This is a genomic window from Psychrobacter immobilis, assembly GCF_003148585.1.
GTDB classification, from domain to species: Bacteria; Pseudomonadota; Gammaproteobacteria; order Pseudomonadales; family Moraxellaceae; genus Psychrobacter; species Psychrobacter immobilis.
The window spans coordinates 105,119-127,737 of sequence record NZ_QGGM01000002.1 but is presented as its reverse complement, the minus strand read 5'-3'; the positions used below and the strand labels follow the sequence as shown (position 1 = coordinate 127,737).

The 22,619-nt window shown below is 43.4% G+C and carries 17 protein-coding genes and 1 pseudogene; 16 read left to right on the top strand and 2 right to left on the bottom strand.

Annotated elements, in window-relative coordinates; genetic code table 11:
* Nucleotides 1–45 precede the first annotated feature (45 nt).
* From C8D84_RS02515 to C8D84_RS02480, 8 genes are all read left to right on the top strand, one after another.
* Nucleotides 46–1,713 carry a DEAD/DEAH box helicase gene (locus C8D84_RS02515; RefSeq protein ID WP_109589797.1) on the top strand — a complete coding sequence of 556 codons (1,668 nt, stop codon included), beginning with the start codon at nt 46–48 and terminating at the stop codon, nt 1,711–1,713.
* 176 nt (nt 1,714–1,889) lie between these two features.
* Nucleotides 1,890–3,134, top strand: a complete 1,245-nt coding sequence (locus C8D84_RS02510) for a DUF819 family protein (RefSeq protein WP_109589796.1) — start codon at nt 1,890–1,892, stop codon at nt 3,132–3,134.
* A gap of 299 nt (nt 3,135–3,433) precedes the next feature.
* Entirely contained in the window at nt 3,434–3,982 is a 549-nt protein-coding gene (locus C8D84_RS02505; RefSeq protein WP_109589795.1) for a peroxiredoxin-like family protein, read from the top strand.
* A gap of 417 nt (nt 3,983–4,399) precedes the next feature.
* Entirely contained in the window at nt 4,400–6,163 is a 1,764-nt protein-coding gene (gene capB, locus C8D84_RS02500; RefSeq protein ID WP_109589793.1) for a caprolactamase subunit beta, read from the top strand.
* Nucleotides 6,164–6,212: 49 nt separating this feature from the next.
* On the top strand, nt 6,213–8,294 hold the full coding sequence (capA, locus tag C8D84_RS02495; RefSeq protein WP_109589791.1) for a caprolactamase subunit alpha: 2,082 nt from the start codon (nt 6,213–6,215) through the stop codon (nt 8,292–8,294).
* 171 nt (nt 8,295–8,465) lie between these two features.
* Complete coding sequence (locus C8D84_RS02490) at nt 8,466–9,530, top strand: AraC family transcriptional regulator (protein ID WP_109589789.1); 1,065 nt, start codon at nt 8,466–8,468, stop codon at nt 9,528–9,530.
* 80 nt (nt 9,531–9,610) lie between these two features.
* Nucleotides 9,611–10,603 (top strand): RhuM family protein, encoded by a 993-nt coding sequence (gene rhuM / locus C8D84_RS02485; protein WP_109589787.1) that lies wholly within the window; start codon nt 9,611–9,613, stop codon nt 10,601–10,603.
* 96 nt (nt 10,604–10,699) lie between these two features.
* The gene (locus C8D84_RS02480) at nt 10,700–11,443 is read left to right on the top strand and encodes a M90 family metallopeptidase (RefSeq protein ID WP_109589785.1); all 744 of its coding nucleotides are present in this window, start codon (nt 10,700–10,702) and stop codon (nt 11,441–11,443) included.
* A 146-nt stretch (nt 11,444–11,589) separates the two neighbouring features.
* Here the strand turns inward: C8D84_RS02480 and C8D84_RS02475 are convergent, their stop codons facing one another.
* The gene (locus tag C8D84_RS02475; protein WP_109589783.1) at nt 11,590–12,255 is read right to left on the bottom strand and encodes a hypothetical protein; all 666 of its coding nucleotides are present in this window, start codon (nt 12,253–12,255) and stop codon (nt 11,590–11,592) included.
* 223 nt (nt 12,256–12,478) lie between these two features.
* Between C8D84_RS02475 and C8D84_RS02470 the strand changes: the two genes are divergently transcribed.
* Complete coding sequence (locus C8D84_RS02470) at nt 12,479–12,964, top strand: hypothetical protein (RefSeq protein WP_109589781.1); 486 nt, start codon at nt 12,479–12,481, stop codon at nt 12,962–12,964.
* Nucleotides 12,965–13,249: 285 nt separating this feature from the next.
* On the opposite strand, the pseudogene C8D84_RS02465 reads toward C8D84_RS02470, so the two are convergent.
* Nucleotides 13,250–14,240, bottom strand: a pseudogene (locus tag C8D84_RS02465) (IS3 family transposase); the annotation flags it as partial.
* Between the two features lie 851 nt (nt 14,241–15,091).
* On the opposite strand from C8D84_RS02465, the gene C8D84_RS02460 reads away from it, so the two are divergent.
* The 7 genes from C8D84_RS02460 (at nt 15,092) to C8D84_RS02430 (ending at nt 22,304) form a co-directional block, all read left to right on the top strand.
* Complete coding sequence (locus C8D84_RS02460) at nt 15,092–17,728, top strand: membrane-bound PQQ-dependent dehydrogenase, glucose/quinate/shikimate family (RefSeq protein ID WP_109589779.1); 2,637 nt, start codon at nt 15,092–15,094, stop codon at nt 17,726–17,728.
* Nucleotides 17,729–17,985: 257 nt separating this feature from the next.
* Nucleotides 17,986–18,060, top strand: coding sequence for a pyrroloquinoline quinone precursor peptide PqqA (gene pqqA / locus C8D84_RS02455; RefSeq protein WP_082894360.1), 75 nt, complete (start codon nt 17,986–17,988; stop codon nt 18,058–18,060).
* 71 nt (nt 18,061–18,131) lie between these two features.
* On the top strand, nt 18,132–19,043 hold the full coding sequence (gene pqqB / locus C8D84_RS02450; protein ID WP_068407044.1) for a pyrroloquinoline quinone biosynthesis protein PqqB: 912 nt from the start codon (nt 18,132–18,134) through the stop codon (nt 19,041–19,043).
* A gap of 21 nt (nt 19,044–19,064) precedes the next feature.
* Nucleotides 19,065–19,823, top strand: coding sequence for a pyrroloquinoline-quinone synthase PqqC (gene pqqC / locus C8D84_RS02445; protein WP_102076859.1), 759 nt, complete (start codon nt 19,065–19,067; stop codon nt 19,821–19,823).
* Nucleotides 19,820–20,104 carry a pyrroloquinoline quinone biosynthesis peptide chaperone PqqD gene (gene pqqD, locus C8D84_RS02440; protein WP_068407047.1) on the top strand — a complete coding sequence of 95 codons (285 nt, stop codon included), beginning with the start codon at nt 19,820–19,822 and terminating at the stop codon, nt 20,102–20,104. Before pqqC ends, pqqD begins: the two co-directional genes overlap by 4 nt.
* Complete coding sequence (gene pqqE, locus C8D84_RS02435) at nt 20,101–21,255, top strand: pyrroloquinoline quinone biosynthesis protein PqqE (RefSeq protein WP_068407050.1); 1,155 nt, start codon at nt 20,101–20,103, stop codon at nt 21,253–21,255. Before pqqD ends, pqqE begins: the two co-directional genes overlap by 4 nt.
* Entirely contained in the window at nt 21,255–22,304 is a 1,050-nt protein-coding gene (locus C8D84_RS02430) for a dipeptidase (protein ID WP_180952532.1), read from the top strand. The genes pqqE and C8D84_RS02430 overlap by 1 nt, the downstream gene beginning before the upstream one ends.
* Nucleotides 22,305–22,619 lie beyond the last annotated feature (315 nt).

The window sequence follows — 22,619 nt, the reverse complement described above, 5'->3', positions numbered from 1 at the left end:
CAAGCTTGCTGAATTTACAGCAACTTATACTTACCAAGGATTCTCATGACTGATATTTTATCTGCAATCGCCGCTGAAAACGGCATCATCGAAAACACTGACACTCCAAATACTGATACTAATAATCAAGCGGCTACTACTGACGCGACTGATGAAGATCAAATTACCTTTGCTGAACTAGACATTGCCAAGCCGATTTTGACCGCGCTTGATCGCAGTGGTTATACCAATCCAACACCTATTCAAGCACAAGCCATTCCTTTTGCTCTAGCGGGTCGCGACTTATTATTGTCTGCGCAAACCGGTAGTGGTAAAACGGCGGCATTCGTTATCCCTGTACTTGACCGTTTAAGCCGTGCCACTAGTTTTGATAAACTAACTAAAGCTCTTATCTTAACGCCAACGCGTGAACTTGCTCAGCAAGTACATGACAGCGTACGTACTTATTCTAAAGACATGCGTGGTCTATTCTGCGTACCTTTGGTTGGCGGCGCACCATACAATGGTCAGATCACTGCGTTGAAAAAAGGCGTTCAAGTTATCGTTGCGACTCCAGGTCGTCTACTTGACCATATCAATGCTGGTCGTGTTGATTTATCAAGCCTAGAAATTTTGGTACTTGATGAAGCTGACCGTATGCTAGACATGGGTTTTGCTGATGACATCAGTGACATCCTTCGTGCCGCACCAATTGATCGTCAAACGATTATGTGTTCTGCAACTTGGGATGGCCCAGTAGGTAAAATCGCTGCCAGCTTTACTAAGAACCCTGAGCGTGTATCAATCAAAGTAGAATCTGCACACATCGAAGAAAAAGTGTACTACTGTGATGATTTTGATCACAAAAACCGTTTGCTTGATAAAATCGTTTGCCAGCAAGATATGGAACAGATCATTATCTTTGCTGCTACCAAACGTAGTACTGAAAAACTGGCCAAACAGCTACAAGAAGCGGGTCATAAAGCCAGCTTCCTACATGGTGATTTGCCACAAAGCAAGCGTAACCGTATCGTTCAAGACTTGCGTAATGGTAAAGTTAAAATCCTAGTAGCGACTGACGTTGCTGCTCGTGGTCTAGATATTCCAGCTATCTCGCACGTTATTAACTATGATCTTCCACGTCAGACTGAAGATTACGTCCATCGTATCGGTCGTTGTGGTCGTGCTGGTCGTACTGGTATCGCTATCAGCTTATGTAGCATGGATGATCGTCCACAGCTAAACGCGATCAACCGTTATTTAGATCGCAAAATGGAAGTATGTATTATCGAAGGCATGGAGCCTAAGAAGACTTATGTACCTAGCGAAAACAAAGGTAATGGTCGTGGTCGCGGTCGTGGTCGTTCGAACGGCGGCGGTGGTAATGGTCAAGGCCGTGGTCGCTCAAGCGGTGGTTATCAAGGTAATCCTGCTAATGCTCGTGGTCGCTCAAGCGACAGCTCATCAACTGGTCAACGCGCTAGCAATGACAGCGGTTATCAAGGTAAGCCACGTGACGCGTCAGGCAAACCAAATGAACGTTCAGGTGGCAAGCCGTATCAAGGCAAGCGCACTGGTGCTCCTAGCCGCGGCGATAGCACTGGCGTTCCACGTGGTGAGCGTGCTGCAACAGGTCGTGGTCGTCCAAGTGGCAGCCAAGGTCGCCCAGCAGGTCGTTCTGACAGCCGTGGTCAAGGTCGTCCAAACGGCGGCAACCGTGGTAACAACTCGTAATACTTTTATATTTTGTGATTAAAGTTATTAATTGCTTGATCGCCTAAAGATAGCACTAAAAAAGCCAGATACTTGTTATCTGGCTTTTTTGTGTTTATTCGATCGCTGCTTGCGCGTTTTTTTTGCCTTGTCTATACTAACAAGCTTTTATTCATCGTGTGCTGCGGAGCTATTTGATGCCCGATATTTCTCATTTAACTATTGATAGCCTGCCATTGGCTTTTGGCATCATTATGGCCATTATCGGTTTGGTTTTTTATACCCAAGGATTACCCGGTAAATTCTGGCAGCGCTTTTATGCGGTATTGCCGGGTATTGTGCTGTGCTGCTTTATACCTGCAACGCTTAATAGTTTAGGTGTCTTTGCTGACGGTATTGGCTCACAGATTTATGGCTTTACTGCCACGTATCTGTTGCCAGCAAGTTTGCTGTTAATGACCTTGTCGATGGATGTACCAAAGATATTGGGGCTAGGCTGGAAAGCCATCGCCATGTTTTTCGCCGCCAGTATCGCGATTATTATTAGTGGTCCAATAAGCTTAGGTGTCGCTAAATGGGTATCGCCTGAAATGTTTACCGATGACACGCTATGGCGTGGGTTTTCGGCGGTGGCGGGTAGTTGGATCGGCGGTGCGGCAAATCAAGCAGCGATGAAGGAGCTATTTGGCGTCAGTGATGATTTATTTGGGATGATGATTTTGGTCGATACCACCAATGCTTCATTATGGTTATTGGCTATCTTGGTATTGGCGAAGCATAGCGATAAGATAGATCGGCTATTGAGGGCAGACACCAGTAGTATTGATAAAGTGATTAAGGCGGTTGAGAATTATGAGCGTGACAATGCTCGTCCAGCAACTTTAAATGACTTGATGGTGATGTTTGGCTTATGCTTTGCTATGGTGGGTGTCGCACACTTTGTTGGTGGTCAAATTGCAGGATTTTTTGCGCCCTATAGCTGGGCAGTACAATATAGCTTTGCCAGCTCATTCTTTTGGATGGTTGTGATTATAACCTTGATAGGGGTAATTTTTTCCTTTACCAAGATTCGTAGGCTCGACCATGTGGGCGCTTCCAAAATTGGTACGGTATTCATCTTCATCTTGATTGCTGCTATTGGTATGCAAATCAATCTTGCGGGTATCGTTTCGCAATGGCGATTGTTACTTATTGGTTTATTATGGATGAGTATCCACGTAGTGATTATCTTTGCTGTGGCTAGGATAATTCGTGCGCCGTTTTTCTTTTTGGCAGTCGGCTCCAATGCCAATACTGGCGGTGCCTCATCAGCACCCATTGTTGCAACGGCATTTCACCCATCACTCGCGCCAGTTGGGGTGTTTTTGGGCATTCTGGGCTATGCGGTAGGCACTTTCGGTGGCTATATTAGTACCCAATTGATGCGCTTGGTAGTAGGGTGAGCTCGAATATAATGCTCAGCATTGGTAACGCTAGACGCTTCTGTAGTAACGCTAACAAGTCTGCGCTGTTAATCGCTATCATATTCATATGAGTCGGACTGGTTAGTATTAGTTGATAAACAACTATGTTGACCCATCATATCTCTACAGAGAGAAAAACTTTCAATTTATGCCAATTTAATAACAAAAAGCCGACTTCACCGTCGGCTTTTTACTTGTAGTATCAATACATACCAAATTGAGCAAACATTCAAATTTGATATTAAATATTTTTAACTCAAAACTATAAGGATGAAAAAATGCAAGCAAACTACAACCCAAAAATCATTGCTGGTGCAACATTCCCCAATATCGAAGTACCCACTTATAATGGTGACATGACGCTATTAGGCAAGCCCAAAAATGGTCATGACTGGAAAATGGTGGTTGTTTACCGAGGTCAACATTGTCCCATTTGCACCAAATACCTCAATCAGTTAGAAACATTAAAATCGGTATTTAATGAAACTGGTGTCGACGTCATCGCTGTTTCAGGTGACAGCAAAGAGCAGGTAGAAAGTCATTTGGAAAAAATAAATGTGAGCTTTCCTATCGCCTATGATCTGACCGTTGAACAAATGAAAATGCTGGGTCTTTATATCTCCAACCCACGTTCAGAGAAAGAAACCGATCATCCATTTGCAGAGCCCGGCTTGTTTGTTATCAATACAGAAGGGAAGATTCAGATTGTAGATATCTCCAACGCTCCTTTTACTAGACCTGAGCTGGAAGCCTTGGCAAATGGTCTGGCCTTTATCAGAAATCCAGAAAACAACTATCCTATTCGTGGTACACACGATTATGCTTAAGACTGTATTATTGACGACGGCATTTTTCTTGATATCAGACATTTAATACGCTTAAGTGTGGCTGTAAACTCAAAACTAAACTAATAACTAGTCAAAGACGTAAATTCATAGGGCAGTGCATCATAACCGATGCATTGTCTTTTTTATTGCAAACGCTCTTTATTGTTAACATTCTCTCCAAAGGCTGAAATCACAAACCTTATTTATACAGGTGTGCACTCACAGTCAAAAACTCTGCACTGTCAGTCAATCTATTTGCCAAAAACCTCGCTATAGTAAAAAAGCTTCGTCATTAGGATGGATGACAGCCATATAAAGAATGAGTGTAATTGTTAAGTATTGACGGCCACATTGGGCGTTATATTTTACAGAGCCACTCATATCTTCTGATATAAATTTCTAGACAGGGAGTCTCACATGAGCAAAGCTCACACTTCAATTGATCCTATTACTTTGTCCGTCGTACGTGGTGCCTTAGAAACGGCGCAGCGCGAGATGACGACAACCTTAGAAAAAACCGCACGCTCTAGCGTCTTCAACTTAGCTCACGATTATAGCAATGCTTTGTTTGATCATTTGCCTGAGATGATTTTGCAGGGTCAGGATATTCCTATTCATCTAGGCTCACTCATGCCCGCCATGAAAGCTGTTGCCGAATATTATGGTGATGACATTCATGAAGGCGACGTTATTTATCACAATGATCCTGTGATGATGGGCAGCCATATCCTAGATTGCTGTATGTATAAGCCAGTGTTTTATAAAGGCGAGCTGGTATTTTGGACGGTGTGCAAAGGTCACGTCACTGATATCGGTGGTCCCGTGCCGGCAGGATATAATCCAGACGCTAAAGAGATATACGCCGAAGGGTTGCGCATTCCGCCTATCAAAATATGGGAAAAAAGCGTTAGACGTCGTGATGTCATTAACTTAATCCATAGTAATATGCGCTCTCGCCGTAACCAAGAAGGCGATCTTAATGCTCAATATGGTGCTTGTGCGGTTGGTGAGCGCAACATGATTGCGTTGCTAGACAAGTATGGCGTAGAGACCGTCCGTGCGGCGATCGAAGAGCTAAAGAATATGGCTGATACCCATATGCGCTCATTAATTTCATCTATCCCAGATGGTCAGTATCATGGCGAAGCGGTGTTAGAGGATTCAGGTCACGGTTTAGGTGATTTGACCATCAGCGCTGATATTAAGATTAAAAACAGCGATGTACATATCAAGATTACCAGTCCACCGCAAGTGCCTTACTTTATTAACTCCTATGCGGGTAACTCGATGTCTGGTGTACTGCTAGGTCTGATGATGTTTGCCCAAGTCGATCCACCGTACAACGAAGGTTTATATCGCTGTGTTACGGTAGATCTGGGTGAGCATGGCACGCTATGTAATGCCAAAGAACCTGCCCCTCATGTGAATTGTACTACCACACCGATGGAAACCTTAACGGATGCTGTGCGTATGGCTTTTGAAGATGCCGCGCCAGATCGAGTGATTGCTTCTTGGGGTCATGCGTCTGGTATCAACATCTCAGGTATTGACCCAAAAACAGGGGAACAATACGTCACTATGATTCTAGCTTCGATTATCTCTGGTGCTGGCGCGACTCAGCAGATGGATGGCTGGCATGCTTGTGGCCCATTATGTTGCTTCGGCGCGCTAAGCTCTGGTGATATTGAGCTACTAGAGTATCAATATCCTATCTTAATTCATAAGTACGGCTTGGCAGAAGACAGTGGCGGCGCTGGTGAGTATCGTGGCGGTTGCGGTACCGTATGGGAAGTTGAGCCGTTAGGTCATGAGATGACTGTCGTAGCATTTGGTGAAGGTCGTGAGCATCCGACAATGGGCGCTGCAGGTGCAGAACAAATATCACCTGAGCTTAAGTTAGGGCGCTTAGAGATTATCCATAAGGATGGCGTCACTGATCTGCACAAGCAAAATATAATGACTGAAATACAACCGGGTGACCGTGCGCGTAATACCAATCCTGGCGGTGGCGGATATGGCAGTTCGTTTGCACGGTCGGTACCCGCAGTATTAAAAGATGTAGAAGAAAGAGTCATATCAGTAGCAGCGGCTAAGACTGAGTACGGTGTGGTTATTGACTCACAAACGCTGGCGGTCAATGAAGCAGAGACTGACGCGTTACGTCGTAAGCTGACAGCATAAAACCCAAAACTAACTGATGATATTAAATAATTTGAGTTAAGGATGACTTATGAAAAATGATTTCCGTATTGGAGTCGATGCTGGTGGGACGTTCACTGACTTTGTTCTGGCCGAAAGAAGTGGTAATGTACATCTATTCAAAGCACCTTCTACTCCCGAAGATGGCACCTTAGCTATTGCCAACGGGTTACAGCAAATAGCCACGCAGTTTGACCGTCCTATTGAAGAGATTATTCAAGCCTGCGACCTATGCATCAACGGTACGACCGTCGCGCTAAACGCCTTGATTCAGATGAAAGGGGTGAAGGTCGGACTATTATGTACGGCAGGCCATGAGGACAGTATCGAGATACGTTTAGGGCATAAAGAAGAAGGGCATCGCTATGATGCTAGCTATCCGCCAGCACCGCAAATTGCCACCCGTGATCGTCGCTTTCCTATTCGGGGTCGTATTTTAGCTGATGGTACTGAACACGAGCCACTAAATGAGCAAGACGTACTCGATGCAATCAAAGTACTTAAGGAAAAAGACGTTCAAGCAGTTGCTATCTCCTTCGTCTGGTCTATTCGTAATACTCAGCATGAGCATCGCGCTAAAGAGCTGGTTGAGCAGCATATGCCAGGGGTATTCGTTTGCTGTGGCAGTGACGTATATCCACAGATTAAAGAATATACTCGTACCTCAACGACCCTAGTTAATGCCTATTTGAGCCCAGTAATGGCTTCTTATGTCCATAAAATTGACGACTACTTTAAGGCATTAGGCGCTGAACAGCCTGTACGTTATTTCCAGTCTAATGGCGGACTTGCGGTCGGTAGCATCATGCGAGAGCGTGCGGTAAATGCCATTAACTCGGGGCCAGCATCTGCACCACAAGCGGGTCTGTATATTGCTAGCCCTTTTGGGATTGACGATATCATTACGGTTGATATGGGCGGTACTTCTTTTGACATCACTATGGCTAAATCAGGCAGAACCAGCCTCAACCGCGATATTGATTTCTTACGTAATCGTATTGGTGTGCCTATGATTCATGTAGAAACATTAGGCGCTGGTGGGGGTTCAATTGGGCATGTTAATACCTTTGGTATGTTAGAGGTCGGTCCTCAGAGTGCTGGCGCGACGCCTGGACCGGCATGTTATGGTAAAGGTGGTGACTTGCCAACCGTCACAGATGCAAACTTAGTGTTGGGCTATCTACAGCCGAATGCGGTATTAGGCGGTAGTGTGACCTTAGACAAAGACAAAGCAGTACAAGCGGTGCAAACACACATCGCTGATCCGCTAAACATCGAGTTAGATCATGCCGCATTTGGTATCAGTGCTATCGTTAACCAAAACATGTCTAATGCCATTCGCCGTATTACTATCGAAAAAGGCTATGACCCTCGGGATTTTGCGCTAGTATGCGCAGGCGGCGCAGCTGGCATGCATATTATTGCTCTGGCTGAAGAGATGGGGATTGGGACTATTTTAATACCGAAAATCGCATCTTGTCTCTGTGCTTTTGGTCAAATTATCTCTGATATCAAGTATAACTACTTAGCGACACAGATGATGATTCTAGCGCCAGATGTAGAGTTGCCATCACTCAATGCCAAGCTACAAGAACTTGAAGAGCAGGGTGTACAAAAGCTGCTAGAAGATGGCTTTACAGATAAAGATATCAGCATCGAACGTACCATGGAGATGCGCTATGTTGGTCAGGTGCATGAATGTAACGTGCTGATACCGAATGGTAAGCTCGATGCTGATAGTGTCAACACCATCTTAGAGTTTTTCCATCATCGCCATCGTGAGCTTTATACTTATGATGAGCGTGATAGTCACGTCGAGCTGGTCAATATTGAGGTATCGGTAATTGGTAAAATCAGTAAGCCAAAACTACCGAGCCTTATACCGCAGCAAGGGGATATCAGTAATGCTAAAACGGGTAGCCGTGAGATGCTGTTTGATCAGTCCTATGACTGGATTGATACGCCTATCTATGACGGTGAGAAATTTGGTGCTGGTGCTGTGGTCACAGGTCCTGCGCTCATTCAAGAGCCAACCACTACCGTGGTCATTAAAAATGGCTGGCAAGCAGAGCTGCATGAGACTGGCACTTATAAGCTGACTCGAGCAGCATAGAGATAAGTCGTTAAGCAAAACCTACTAGAGGTTTCACCAACTAAAGGCTTCAGGCATTAAAAAGTATTTAATGCCTGAAGCCTTTTTTATTTTATGATATAAAAGAGGATTATTGATCAATAACTGATAGGATATCAGTACAGTTGTATACCATATATTGAGTGTTCAAGGATGAATGCAAATCAAAAGCCAAACCGTTATCAAGATACCTCTCATCAAACCTTGCTAGCAGATAAGACAAAAGACGTCACTGCACATGATTTATCAATGAATAAAAATTTTCTAAGCCTCTCAGGGTTAGAGATGCCAGCAACGGATCGCATGCAAACCTTAGGTGCCTTCGATTGGAAGCGTACCATCAGTGACACTTACTTTGATCTTGATGTGAGCTTTCGGCAACCAAATAAGTTTTCTGGTTTTTTGCAACATGCTAAGCTTCTAGAGATAGGTGTTTCGCACTATCATGCTAATACTGTGCACTATAATCGCGGCAGACAGAGCCCCGGCTATATTGATGACAGTATTTTAATTACTTTTCCTATCACAGGCGACGTTCGTTTTACTCAAAAAGGTCGACAGCTAACGTCTAAGCCCGGTCAGTTCTTTATTGAGCTGTCCAGCCTACCTTATGAGTTCTATCATCTGCACGAAGCATCACTGTATGTGATTAAAGTGCCTTTAGCGCTATTAACCCCGCAAATGGGCACTATAGAGCGGCAGTTTGCCCGCAGTCTGTCTATTGATGAAGGGGCAGGCAGGTTACTGGTATTTCAAATTGGTCAAATACTGGCGCTTATTCATAACAATCAGCTGGGTGATTTAGAGATAAAAATATTAGAGCAGCAGCTGCTTAACCTTATTGTATTGACATTGATCGCCCCGAAAGAGGTGATGATGAGTACCAGCTCGTCCATACAATCGGTGCACTTAAAGCGGATAGAACACTATGTAAGTCTAAACTTAGCAAGCTCTGACCTTAATCCTAAGACCGTCGCTGCTGCTTGTCATATCTCTGCCAGATACTTACACAAGCTGTTTTCCGATCTACCTTATACTTTTTCAGACTGGGTCAAGGAATTGCGCTTAAAGCAGGCCAATCACATTTTAAAAACCAAAAGCTACGTGACTATAGATGAGGTCGCTCATAGAGTAGGCTATACCGATCAAGGTTATTTTTCACGTATTTATAAGCAGCACTTCGGTTATTCGCCGCGAGATACACCAAGCACAGGATAGTCATTATTATGTACTCTTTCATGCAGTCGCCGTATAATTTATGAATTGAGCATAAGCGCGTATATTAAGGAAAAACCAAGATGGTTGGTGTTACGAATGATAAAACAGCAAAAGTAGAGATATATGAAAGCGCTGATGGGAAGGCGCAGGTAGACGTACGTTTTGGACAGGATACGGTCTGGCTGTCACAATCACAAATGACTGAGTTGTTTGGTCGTGACCAATCAGTGATTTCGCGTCATATTACCAATGCCATAAACGATGAAGAGATCGCTGAGAAAAGCAATATGCAAAAAATGCATATTGCAAATTCTGACCGCCCTGTGACTTTTTATGACTTAGATGTAGTTATCTCAGTAGGTTATCGCATCAAATCTCCCCAAGGTGTGCAGTTTAGACGCTGGGCAACCCAGCGCTTACGTGAATACTTAGTTCAAGGCTATACGCTCAATCAAGAGCGCTTTGATAAAAACTCAAGCGAGCTACAACAAGCGTTAAATTTAATTAGAAAAACCGCGCAAAGTCCCGAGCTTAAAACCGATGAAGGACGCGGCTTGGTTGAAATTATCAGCCGTTATACACAGACATTCTTATGGTTACAGCGTTATGATGAAGGCTTGCTTGATAATCCTTCAGGGGAGGATGGCGGTATCTTACCCAGTCCGACTGAGGCGATGGCAGCGCTGACGGATTTAAAAGCGCAGCTGATAAATAGAGGCGAGGCGACTGAGCTATTTGCTAAGCCTCGCGGTGATGGGTTGGACAGCGTACTGGGTAATTTACAGCAGACGGTGTTTGGCGAGCCTGCGTACCCGACCATTGAGAGTAAAGCGGCGCATCTGCTGTACTTTATGGTCAAAAATCATCCTTTTACCGATGGTAATAAACGCAGCGGCGCTTTTTTGTTTGTGGATTTTTTGCATCGTAATAATCGACTGCTCAATGATAAAGGTGAGATGGTCATCAACAATACCGGGCTTGCCGCATTAACCTTGTTAGTCGCTGAATCTGATCCCAACCAAAAAGAAACCTTGATTAAGCTGATTATGAATATGTTGTCGTTAGAGAGTTGATACACAGGCTTATTGTCAGCACCATTTAACCCCTTAAAACACATAACGCTAATAATAAAAAGCACAGTCTAAAGACGCAATTAAAGGAAATTCAATATGTTTAGCATAATAAAAGACTGGCGCGAGCAGCGTATCTTAGACAACAGCGAGTTTACCCATGCTGACTGGCAACAAGCTGCCAAGCGTATTGTGATACTTGATCGGTTAAATGAGGACGAGCTAACACGCTTGTTTGAGCTGGCGACGCTGTTTTTGGCGGATAAGTCAATCACGGGCGCACAAGGTTTTGAGATTAGCGATACGGTGCGGCAATCCATCGCCTTGCAAGCTTGTTTGCCTATCTTAAACCTTAGCCTTGAGTGGTATGCTGGCTGGTCAGCCATTATCATTTATCCTGGTTCCTACAAGAGCGAAACAACCACTGTCGATGAACTGGGCATCGTCCATGAGGGCAGTCAGCACCGTAGCGGTGAGGCGTGGCTGCGCGGCCCCGTTATTTTGTCATGGAAAGATGCGAAGCACTCAGGCGAGCGCGATGGTCATAACGTTGTCATCCACGAATTTGTGCATAAACTTGATATGTTAAATGGCCGTGCCAATGGCTTTCCACCACTGCAACCCGATATGGATCCTGCGCGCTGGACTGAGATTATGACACGTGATTTTGAAGACTTTCAGACTCATTGTAAGGCAGGACTAGATCGTTATGGCGCTACCAATCCTGCGGAGTTTTTTGCGGTTCTGAGCGAAGTGTTTTTTGAAACACCGCAAAAATTGGTAGATGCTTATCCAGATATCTATGAGATTATGGTGAAGTTTTTTCGCCAAACGCCACTTTAATAAGATCATTAGTATTTAACATTTATGTTGAATACTGAATATACAGGCGGAAAAATAATAAAAAGGGCAGTGTATGGCTTCGGTGACACTGCCTTTTTTATTACTCATTCTTTATTTAAATACATGTTCTTATAGATAAAAATTATTTAAACTGTCCATTGCTCATTCACAATAGCGACCAAATAGCGTTTGCCTTGATATTCTTCAAACACTAAGCGCATGATGCGCCAATCCATACCAGCGTATTCCTCTGAGCCTTTATGATAAAACTCGACAACCTCTGAATTGGGATAAATCCTCTTTAGGTTATTAATCATATTGCCGCTGTGTTGGAATTCATTAATACTGATACTGGCATTATTAAACTTGCTAGCATCAATCCATGTGTCTAAATATACAGGTAGTGGTGTGACTAGTAGATCACCAGTACCGTCTTTTTCACCCCAAGTAAAGCGTACTTTGGACTGTTGTAAATATTGCGCGAATTGTTCACGGCTAAAGACTTTATCAGTCTCAGGACGCACATAGGCATACATCGAAAAACGAACACCACGGGTTGGATGAATATCATTGGTGATGCGAGCGAAGTCTTTATTCGCAAGTGCGCGCTGAATACGTAAGGCTTGCTGCTTAAGGGTTTGCTGACTGATATCGGAGACAACGGGCGTTGATGAATGGCCGTTAGATTGATTTGGAGTGGCTATATTGGATTCAGCAGAAGATTGACAGCCAGTTGCTGCTAGCGCCAAAGCCAATGCGCCGCCAACGGTTAATTTAGATGAACGGTCTTTGAAAGTAGATAATAGGGTCATAAAGCATCCTTATCGCAGTGGTTAGCGAAATATACGTTACTGTGAATATAATTGAGCAAATGTCACAAGATTACTGAGCAAAAAGTTATTATTTAAAAGTTACTAAGTAATAGATTATTTCTATTAGATAAACCGGAATGATACGATAATACAGCAGAGTCATAATATGGTTATGATGTAATGGTTTATAACACTTATATCATTGAAGCTCGTAGAGAACGCCATGCCAACACATTATTCACTGACGCTGCTAGCTATGGGACTGATAACAACCAATTCTGCTATAGCTGATATAGCAGAGTCAACTCAGACTTATGCAGCCATAAAAATAGCGACCATTAGCAATATGTATCAGCAAGATGTCAACAATCAAGGCATGGATAATCCTGTCGTATTGCAACAGTATGCCGACCCAGATCTACAAGCCGCGATGCAGATTGAACAGGATTATTTTGATAGAGAGCAAATATCTTGTCATGTTGATTATGATGTATTGTGGGATTCGCAAGATCCTGATTATACCCAAGACAAACAGTTTTCGATGACTGACCAAGGATTGGTGCAAGTGAGTTTGGCGCATGGCAGCAATGTTTATTACGAGTTATCATGTAATGGTACCGATGACGATGCTAATTGCCGAGTGGCAGATGTGATTTTAGATGAAGATGGCAAGTCTTTACTCAAGCATTTACTAGAAACCTGTCGCTAGCCAATACTGAGTGTTATTTTTATTAATACCTAAATATAAAAACTATAAACCCTGAATAAAAATCACAGAGACAATCTTGAGAGCTTATAAATCGCACTGTATAAAACTATGAGCCTAACTTCTAAAGTCATTGGTTTGTTTTCGCATAATGTATATTATGTTAAACTAAGGCTACCGTACAATAAGTTCATGGGATTATAATTATATGATTAATCTTTATCAAGATTGGTTGATGATTGATTAATTCTCATACCTACTAACTATTCATAAAGTCATCTTCATCAACATCCTCGTTTGATTGTAGTACAACTCGATATATCTAATGATATTGGTAATAGCGGCAAACCTTGTTTTATAGTCTTGGTAATATACTAGTTCGTTCTTCAATATGCCCCAGAAGCTTTCTATGGGTGCGTTGTCAAAGCAGTTACCTTTAGCGCTCATTGAGCTTGTAAAGTGAGGCTGCTTGATGATCTTATGGTACGCGTGGCTACATACTGGCTGCCTATTTTAGAGTGAACGACTAGCCCTTTACTGGGTCGTTTGTTCTTGATGGCCATGTTCAATACTTTGCATACTAGATCTGCTGTCATGCGTTTGATGATGGCGTAACCGACAAGCTCTTTAATGTATAAGTCTTTAACGCCTGCTAAATACAGCCAACCCTCATTTGTCCAGATATAGGTGATGTCATGGCCTTGCTCGGTGAGTGTTGCATGCAAACGTTCATAACCATAACGTTCTTTACTTTCACTGTGAGCGGCTTTAACTAGTAGCTCACAATGGTTGCGATGTATCTGCTGCTCGCTGATATCGCGACTACTCCAGTCGTAATAGCTTGATGGTTTGACGCTTAACACACGGCACATAGAGACGATACTAAAGACCTGTCTATTAGTTTTTATAAAGGCGTACTTTACTAGCTGTGCTTGGCAAAGTACGCCGTCGCCTCACTCGAGCATAGCTCTCCCCTTGCGTCGGGGCGAAGCAATGCTCCGCTTTATCCCTCCTCATTTAATATCTCTCGCTCTTCTTCAGCAACTTTAAGTTGTCGCTTGAGCTACTTTATTTCTTGAATAGCTGCCATAAGATCAGGTTCATATTGCTGAGTGCTGATAAGCTTGCCTTGATTGGCTTTATTGTGCCAATTAGATAAGGTCTGCATGGCGATGCCAAGCTGCTTTGCGGTCGCTGAGATATTGCCATTATTGTCTGCTATCTTCTTGACTGCCTCGGCTTTAAATTCGTCACAGTAGGTTCTTACTTTCTTGGTCATGATAAACTCCGATTAATACGCTTAGTTTACCAAATTTACCTCTACGGTTTCTTCAGCATAGCTCAAACCATTTTTTAGTAGTCATGGTGTTTAGTCGCACGCCTTCGCCTTTGACGTATATCATCCTAAGCACATATTAGGCATCAGCATCACCTTGATTAGCTTCGCGTTGAACTTGGCTAAAATCAGTAACCATAGCTGACACAGACAGCATCGCTGCTGCTAAAAAAGGATATATTTACGTGTTAAAGAGGTTTTAGGGAGGGTCATAGCAGATTTCTATAGATAGTTTTTTGGAACTTAAACTTATGTATTATTCTCATGATAGCAGAGCTATTTTCGAGCACTCGAACCGATGACTTTTTTTGCATGAAAACCATTTAACGTAACATCTCTAGGAAGAAGCTCAGTCTGCTAGTGAGGACTTGAGTCTTAGGCTATGCATTTATGGATTTATATCAAAAACAGTTTAGGGCGTGTCTTCAATTCAATCGATGGACATCTAAATGGGCTAAAAATGGCTAAATTTTGCCAAACTTCATCAAATAGCTAGGTAATATCCCGATATTAACGGCGCTATTTTCCTTGTTTGACTACAATTTATCTAATCTTTATCACCATTTTTAAAATGAAGACACGCCCTAGTATCTAAAACACTTACCAAACAGTTTTTCCTATCTTACCTTACCTTTACTGATCTTGTGTATAGGTGATAAAATAAAGTCCAAAACGTTATTCGACGTTTGATTTATTTGTTAATTACATAGGTATGTAATGATGGACGCCTAGTTTTAACTGGTCGTCCATCATTGCATGCCAATCTGCTTTTATATAAACAGGTGGTTCCGCTCATGGAAAAATTCATAGCTATTATTATGGCGGTTTTTGCCGCACCTTTGCTTATTGGAGGTACCTACTTACTCTCGTTAGGCGGTAGCGCTTACTATGTTATTGCTGGCATTACGATGCTTGTCACAGCATTCTTGCTATTTAAAAGACATTGGAGCGCCTATGGGCTCTATACTATTTTTATTATAGCGACCCTGGCTTGGGCGCTTTGGGAATCTGGGTTTTATTGGTGGGCACTGGCAACTCGCTTGGGCTTTCCGCTGATATTTGGTTTATTAATGTTATTGCCATGGGTATCTAACAAGATGCAGGGTAATAAAACTCGAGTATCAAAGAGCTCTGATAAAAATTTAGTTGCTAATGGTACATCGAGCTTACATTCCGAAAATCTTATTACAACTCCCTTCAAAGACGCCAAAAATAACTCAAAAAACCCTATTTATTATTGGGGATTGCTGGCTAGTGTGGTTGTGGGCGCACTGCTCTCTTTCGGTAGTATGGCCAATAATGCCACCGACAAATTGGGCGAGCTCGATTTAACTGCCAAAGATGACGGCGATCAAAATGCCACTTCTACCAACCTTGGCGACCCATTATCAAATGGCGAGCAAACACCAGATGGTGAGTGGAGCGCCTATGGCCGTACTAACTATGGCCAACGCTACTCTCCTTTGACTCAAATCAACACAGAGAATGTCAAAGATTTGGAGCTGGCGTGGCAAATCCAAACAGGCGATATCAAAGGTCCTAATGATGTTGGCGAAACCACTTATCAAGCAACCCCACTAAAGATCGGCAACGCTCTTTATATGTGTACGCCGCATAACTGGGTGCTGGCATTAGATGCCGACTCTGGTGAGACTCTATGGAAGTTCGATCCTAAGGTTGGCGAAAACCTCCAGCGTCAGCATCAAACTTGCCGCGGTGTCTCTTATTACGCTGGTCAAGCTGGTACAAACAGCACTACGCCAGCAGCTAATGCTAATACCGAGACAGCTAGCGATAGCGCCGTCAGTGACACCACTGATAATAACGTAGTAGCGGCTAATAAACCGGCTGCGACTGGCGATACATTGGTGCAAAAAATTGCTGGGAATACCTTTGAAAATCCCTCCAAGCAATGCGATGCCAAGATATTTATCCCAACCTCTGATGCCAAGCTATATGCCCTCGATCCAAAAACGGGACAACGCTGTCAAGAGTTTGGTGAAGATGGCGCATTAGATTTGATGCACAACATGCCGTTCCAGCAAGCAGGCTACTATTACTCAACATCTGCCCCAGTGGTTGCAGGTGGCGTTATTATTGTCGCTGGTGCTGTTAACGACAACTACGATGTAAACTCACCCTCTGGTGTGATCCGTGCTTATGACGTGAATACTGGCGAGCTTATGTGGAACTGGGATTCAGGTGATCCTGACAACACAGCCCCTTTTGATGTCAATGATCCAACTCAAGTCTATCGCACCAGCTCGCCAAACTCATGGTCGACTGCCAGTGCTGATGAAGAGCTTGGTTTGGCCTACTTCCCAATGGGCAATCGCACGCCCGATCAGCTCGGTAGCTATCGTAATGCTGCTGAAGAAAAGTATGCAACCTCTGTGGTCGCACTAGATCTGAAAACTGGTGAAGCGCGCTGGGTACAGCAGTTTGTCCATCATGATCTTTGGGATATGGATACGCCTGCGCAGCCAACATTGCTTGACTTAAATACCGCTGATGGTGTCCAGCCTGCATTGGTGGTACCGACTAAACAAGGCGATGTTTATGTCTTGAACCGTGCCACAGGCGAGCCTATTGTGCCTATCAAAGAGCGTGATGCACCGCAAGGCTACCTCATTGCTGGTGAACATGCTGCTCCGACGCAACCTTATTCTGGTTTGAGCTTTGAGCCTGAGAAACTGACTGAAAAAGATATGTGGGGCGCAAGTCTCATCGATCAGATGATGTGCCGTATTGAGTTCAACAAACTCAACTACGACGGTCGCTACACGCCACCATCAACCAACGGTACGTTAGTCTATCCTGGTAACTTTGGTACCTTTAACTGGGGCGGAATCGCTGTTGATCCTGAAAATGGCGTGATGTTCGGTATGCCAACTTACCTTGCCTTTACCTCAAAACTCATCCCTAAAGACACACTTGGCGATGTTGAGACCAATAAAGGTGAACAAGGTGTGAATGCCAACGAAGGCGCAGACTATGCGGTAGAAATGGGACCATTCTTATCACCACTTGGTGTACCTTGCCAGCAGCCACCATGGGGCACTATCGCAGGTGCTGATCTGGCCACAGGCGAGATTGCTTATCAGCGCAAGAACGGTACCGTACAGGACTTATCTCCTATTCCAATCAAGTTTGAATTGGGGGTACCTGGTATCGGTGGACCTATCATCACTAAAGGTGGCGTCGCATTCTTGTCAGCGGCTACTGAAAACAACTTCCGCGCCTATGATTTAAAAAATGGCGATGTATTGTGGAATGTTCGTATTCCAGCAGGTGGCCAAGCGACGCCTATGACTTATCTAAATTCTAAAGGTGAGCAGATGGTCGTATTGGTAGCTGGTGGACATGGTTCAGTTGGTACTACTATTGGGGATTATGTTATGGCTTATAAACTTGCTGACAAAGCCAAGTAACATCATACCTGTTTAATGAAGCGGTAATGATTTGATTCATTGCCGTTTTATTACTAAGGCATATATCCAATTTACCTTACAATGAACAGTGGTATATGCCAAGATAAGTATAGTTTGATTACTACTGTTAGACTGCGTAACTAAAATGTTTTCCGTCTTTTTACAGATTTGACAGCAGGGGCTAGATTAGAATACCATTAAAGATTCTTTTTACTAATCTTACTTATTAGCTAGTGAGATCTTTCCGGAGTAATCCTATGCAATGGACTAAACCAGCTTTTCAAGATATCCGTATCGGTTTCGAAGTCACTATGTATTTTGAAGCGCGTTAAAATTTACTAGACTTAAATACATTAAAAGCCCTAGATGATTAGGGCTTTTATTTTTTTGGAAATATTGATTTATGTATATTCACGTTTTAGGCTCAGCGGCTGGTGGTGGTTTTCCACAGTGGAATTGCAATTGCTATAATTGTCATGGTGTTCGTCAAGGCACAATTGAAGCAAAGACCCGCACCCAGTCTTCGATAGCCATATCAGAGAATGGCATAGATTGGATTTTATTCAACGCGTCACCTGATATTCGTCAGCAATTATTTGAATTTAAGGCGGCACAGCCAGCACGTAACCTGAGAGATACAGGCATCACGAATGTGGTTTTGATGGACAGTCAGCTTGACCATACGACTGGGCTATTGACCCTGCGAGAAGGGTGTCCGATTCCTGTTTGGTGTACTGAGATGGTCTACCAAGATCTCACGACAGGGTTTCCTATTTTCAATATGTTGAAACACTGGAATGGTGGCCTGCAATATCACCAAATTGATCCGAAACAGACCTTTAATATTGAAGGTTTTAGCAATTTAGAATTGACGCCTTTGGTGATTAGAAGCTCGGCACCACCCTACTCGCCACATCGTAATAACCCCCATGATGGCGATAATATTGCGCTGATTGTAAAAGACTTAAAAACGCAAAAACAACTCTTTTACGCGCCAGGTTTGGGCAAAATTGACGATGATATTATGCAGATTATGGAAGCCTCTGATTGTGTGATGATTGATGGCACTTTATGGACTGACAGTGAGATGCAAGAATGCGGTGTCGGTACAAAAACAGGCCAAGACATGGGGCATTTACACATTAGTGGTGAAGATGGATCACTGCACTATTTAGATCAGCTCAAAAACATTCGTAAGGTATTGATCCACATTAATAACACCAACCCAATATTGAATGAACAATCTGAACAGGCTGCAACATTGAAACAACACGGTGTTGAAGTGGCGTTTGATGGTATGCAGATTGAATTGTAAGGCGACAGCAAAATGAAGATAATGCAAGAAGAAAAAATAGCCCTAAGCGTAGAGGCCTTTGAACAAGCGATTATGGCTAAAGGTCAGTATTACCATATTTACCACCCTTTTCATATCATGATGCATGAAGGACAAGCGACCCAACAGCAGATTCAAGCGTGGGTCGCCAACAGATTCTATTATCAAATCAATATTCCCTTGAAAGATGCGGCAATCATGGCGAATTGCCCCGATCAGCGGGTGCGTCAAGAGTGGATTCAGCGCATGATTGATCAAGATGGCGTGTATCCTGATGGTGGCGGTCGTGAAGCATGGTTGAGTCTGGCAGAAGCGGTTGGTCTTAGCCGCGAACAAGTGATTTCTGAAGAATTGGTGTTGCCGGGTGTACGTTTTGCAGTCGATGCTTATGTAAATTTTGCGCGTCGTACCTCATGGCGAGAAGCAGCCAGCAGCTCACTGACAGAGCTTTTTGCCCCGCAGATTCATCAATCGCGCTTAGAGTCTTGGCCAAAACATTATCCTTGGATTAAAGAGCAAGGTTATACCTATTTTCGCTCGCGCTTAAGTCAGGCCCGCCGCGATGTTGAGCATGGCCTAACCATTACGCTCGACTCATTCAAAACAGTTGAACAACAAGAGCGTATGCTAGAGATTCTACAATTTAAACTGGATATTTTGTGGACCATTTTGGATTCTTTGAGCTTGGCCTATGTCCATAATCAAGCCCCTTACCAAAGCGTCACTGATGATAATGTCTGGCATAAAGGATTGTTCAAATGAGTTTACCTGAACTAGATCACTCTATCGTCCCAGTATGGCGTCATGGTTATCGCTTTCAGTTTGAGCCTGCACAGAACGCTTATGTGTTGCTGTACCCTGAAGGGATGATCAAATTAAATGAGAGTGCCAGCATCATCGGTCAACACATTGATGGTCAAGCGTCCATTGCTGATATTATTAAAAAGGTGAAGGCTATGTTTGGTGATATACCTGAAATCGAGCAAGACATTATCGAATATATGTTGGTGGCTCAACGTGAACATTGGATTGATTTAGTATGACTGCGCCAGTAGGACTGCCATTATGGCTATTGGCTGAGCTTACCTATCGCTGCCCATTACAATGCCCTTATTGCTCTAATCCTGTTGATTATGCTCAGTATAAGCAGGAACTGACAACGCAAGAATGGTTCGATGTTCTTGATCAGGCGCGGCAAATGGGCACGGTGCAGCTCGGCTTTTCTGGCGGTGAACCACTCGTTCGTCAAGATTTAGAACAATTGGTCGCTTATGCTCATAACAAAGGTTTTTACACCAATTTAATCACATCAGGCATGGGATTGAACGAATCTCGGATTGCTCGATTAAAAGAGGCTGGCCTTGACCACATTCAGATCAGTTTCCAAGCCAGTGATCCAACGGTTAACAATGCATTGGCTGGCTCAAAACATGCCTTTGAACAAAAGTATGAGATGTCACGTCTGGTCAAGCAGTACAACTATCCTATGGTGCTCAACTTTGTCATTCATCGGCAGAATATTGATCAGATTGATCAGATTATTGAGCTGTGCTTAGAGCTGGAAGCCGATACCGTTGAACTGGCCATTTGTCAGTTTTATGGTTGGGCATTTGAGAATATCGAAGGCTTACTACCAACCAAAGCGCAAGTGGTTCGAGCCGAGCGTATTACCAATGAGCACCGCAAGAAAATTGAAAAACGTGGCATCAAATGTAAACTCATTTTTGTCGTTCCTGATTATTACGAAGAACGTCCTAAACCCTGTATGGATGGTTGGGGTAAGATTTTCTTGACTGTGGCACCGGACGGCACAGCCCTACCTTGCCATGCCGCCAGACAATTACCAATACAGTTCCCTAACGTACGCAACACCCAACTTGCAGATATTTGGTATGAGTCTGCGAGCTTTAATCAGTTTCGCGGTGACGATTGGATGCCTGACATGTGCCAAAGCTGCCCAGATAAAGAGCGGGATTACAGCGGCTGTCGTTGCCAAGCGTTTATGCTGACTGGGGATGCCAAAAATGCCGATCCTGTGTGTGGCAAATCACCTTATCATTATCTGATCGAGGAAGCGCGTATAAACAGTGAAACGCCAGTTTCCTTTGAAGAGTTACGCTTTAGGAACCCTAAAAACTCAAAGCTATTGAGTCAAGAGCAATTAATTCCTACTCGTACGGTAATGGATGAATAATGAATGCTCAGCCTGTGATATTTGATGGACATAACGACCTATTGACCCGACTGTGGCTGAGTGCAGCCGCAGATCCTGTGCATGATTTCATTTATGGTACGCTACCAGGACATTTGGATTTACAACGTTGTCAGAAAGCGGGATGGATGGGCGGCTTATTTTCTATTTTCCTGCCGCCCTACGCTTATGTTAAAAAAAACCATCCTGACAAGTTATCAAATCTCTCAGGCTTAGATTTTGAGCCGCAAAAAATCGTGGATATTTGCTGTGCACAGTTGGCACTTGTGCAACAATTACAGGCGCGATCAGACGGTCAGATTCAGATTTGTAAGTCTTTAGCGCAAATTCAAGCCTGTCAGCAGAATCAGCAATTAGCCATCATCCTTCATTTGGAAGGTGCTGAGTTTTTAGCCATTAAACCTGAGTTATTGGATGTTTTTTATGATGCAGGTCTTAGAAGTATAGGGCCACTCTGGAATAGAAAAAGCCTCTTTGGTGATGGCTTAAATGCCTCCTTTCCTCATTCTCCCGATACAGGATCTGGTCTCACGGATCAAGGTAAAGACCTCATTCTAAAGTGTCGTGAAAAACATATGCTAATCGATGTGTCGCATATGAATGAGCGTGCTTTTTGGGATACGTTAGAGATTATTGATCAGCCCATTGTCGCGACACACTCTAATGCACACGCGTTATGTCAGCAAGCAAGGAATTTGACTGACCAGCAACTGGCTGCCATTAAACAAAGCGGTGGTATGGTTGGGGTGAACTTTGATGTTGCATTTCTTCGTGCTGACGGTCAACGCAACACGCAAACTTCAGTTGATGTGATTGTCGATCATCTTGATTATCTAGTTGACCATTTAGGCGAAGATCACGTCGGTTTTGGCTCTGATTTTGATGGTTGTCTATTGCCAGATGAGTTATCTGATATCAGTCAAATCTCTATGCTGATTGAGCACATGCAACAACGACATTTCTCCGATCCACTCATTGAAAAGATTACGTCAAAGAATTGGTTCACTGTGCTGGATAGGATATGGCAGTGATAATCGAGCTTTTTGAGAGGCAATATTTTTTTCTAACATCTTGTCTCAATTGCTGCCTAATTAATAGACTGTAGTGGCATAATCAAGCATCTGTTTCACCAAGTTACATACGGGTCGTCTCGATAGCTGGTAGCTGACTGACCCCTACCGTCAAATCCGTATAAAAAAAATTCGGGAGATTTTAGTTAGGGAGCCTGACGATAGAAACCCACCCACATCTAAATTAGTTGACCCTTACACCTTTTCAACCTTCTTAATTTAATTAAAGGAAGTCAATGTATTTAGGTTATAAGTTAGATATCTGAACGTAATTCT

Bases quoted from the DNA above. Each gene is read 5' to 3' on its own strand.
- C8D84_RS02515 (WP_109589797.1), top strand. From the start codon at position 46: ATGACTGATATTTTATCTGCAATCGCCGCTGAAAACGGCATCATCGAA.
- C8D84_RS02510 (WP_109589796.1), top strand. From the start codon at position 1,890: ATGCCCGATATTTCTCATTTAACTATTGATAGCCTGCCATTGGCTTTT.
- C8D84_RS02505 (WP_109589795.1), top strand. From the start codon at position 3,434: ATGCAAGCAAACTACAACCCAAAAATCATTGCTGGTGCAACATTCCCC.
- capB (WP_109589793.1), top strand. From the start codon at position 4,400: ATGAGCAAAGCTCACACTTCAATTGATCCTATTACTTTGTCCGTCGTA.
- capA (WP_109589791.1), top strand. From the start codon at position 6,213: ATGAAAAATGATTTCCGTATTGGAGTCGATGCTGGTGGGACGTTCACT.
- C8D84_RS02490 (WP_109589789.1), top strand. From the start codon at position 8,466: ATGAATGCAAATCAAAAGCCAAACCGTTATCAAGATACCTCTCATCAA.
- rhuM (WP_109589787.1), top strand. From the start codon at position 9,611: ATGGTTGGTGTTACGAATGATAAAACAGCAAAAGTAGAGATATATGAA.
- C8D84_RS02480 (WP_109589785.1), top strand. From the start codon at position 10,700: ATGTTTAGCATAATAAAAGACTGGCGCGAGCAGCGTATCTTAGACAAC.
- C8D84_RS02475 (WP_109589783.1), bottom strand. From the start codon at position 12,255: ATGACCCTATTATCTACTTTCAAAGACCGTTCATCTAAATTAACCGTT.
- C8D84_RS02470 (WP_109589781.1), top strand. From the start codon at position 12,479: ATGCCAACACATTATTCACTGACGCTGCTAGCTATGGGACTGATAACA.
- C8D84_RS02460 (WP_109589779.1), top strand. From the start codon at position 15,092: ATGGAAAAATTCATAGCTATTATTATGGCGGTTTTTGCCGCACCTTTG.
- pqqB (WP_068407044.1), top strand. From the start codon at position 18,132: ATGTATATTCACGTTTTAGGCTCAGCGGCTGGTGGTGGTTTTCCACAG.
- pqqC (WP_102076859.1), top strand. From the start codon at position 19,065: ATGCAAGAAGAAAAAATAGCCCTAAGCGTAGAGGCCTTTGAACAAGCG.
- pqqD (WP_068407047.1), top strand. From the start codon at position 19,820: ATGAGTTTACCTGAACTAGATCACTCTATCGTCCCAGTATGGCGTCAT.
- pqqE (WP_068407050.1), top strand. From the start codon at position 20,101: ATGACTGCGCCAGTAGGACTGCCATTATGGCTATTGGCTGAGCTTACC.
- C8D84_RS02430 (WP_180952532.1), top strand. From the start codon at position 21,255: ATGAATGCTCAGCCTGTGATATTTGATGGACATAACGACCTATTGACC.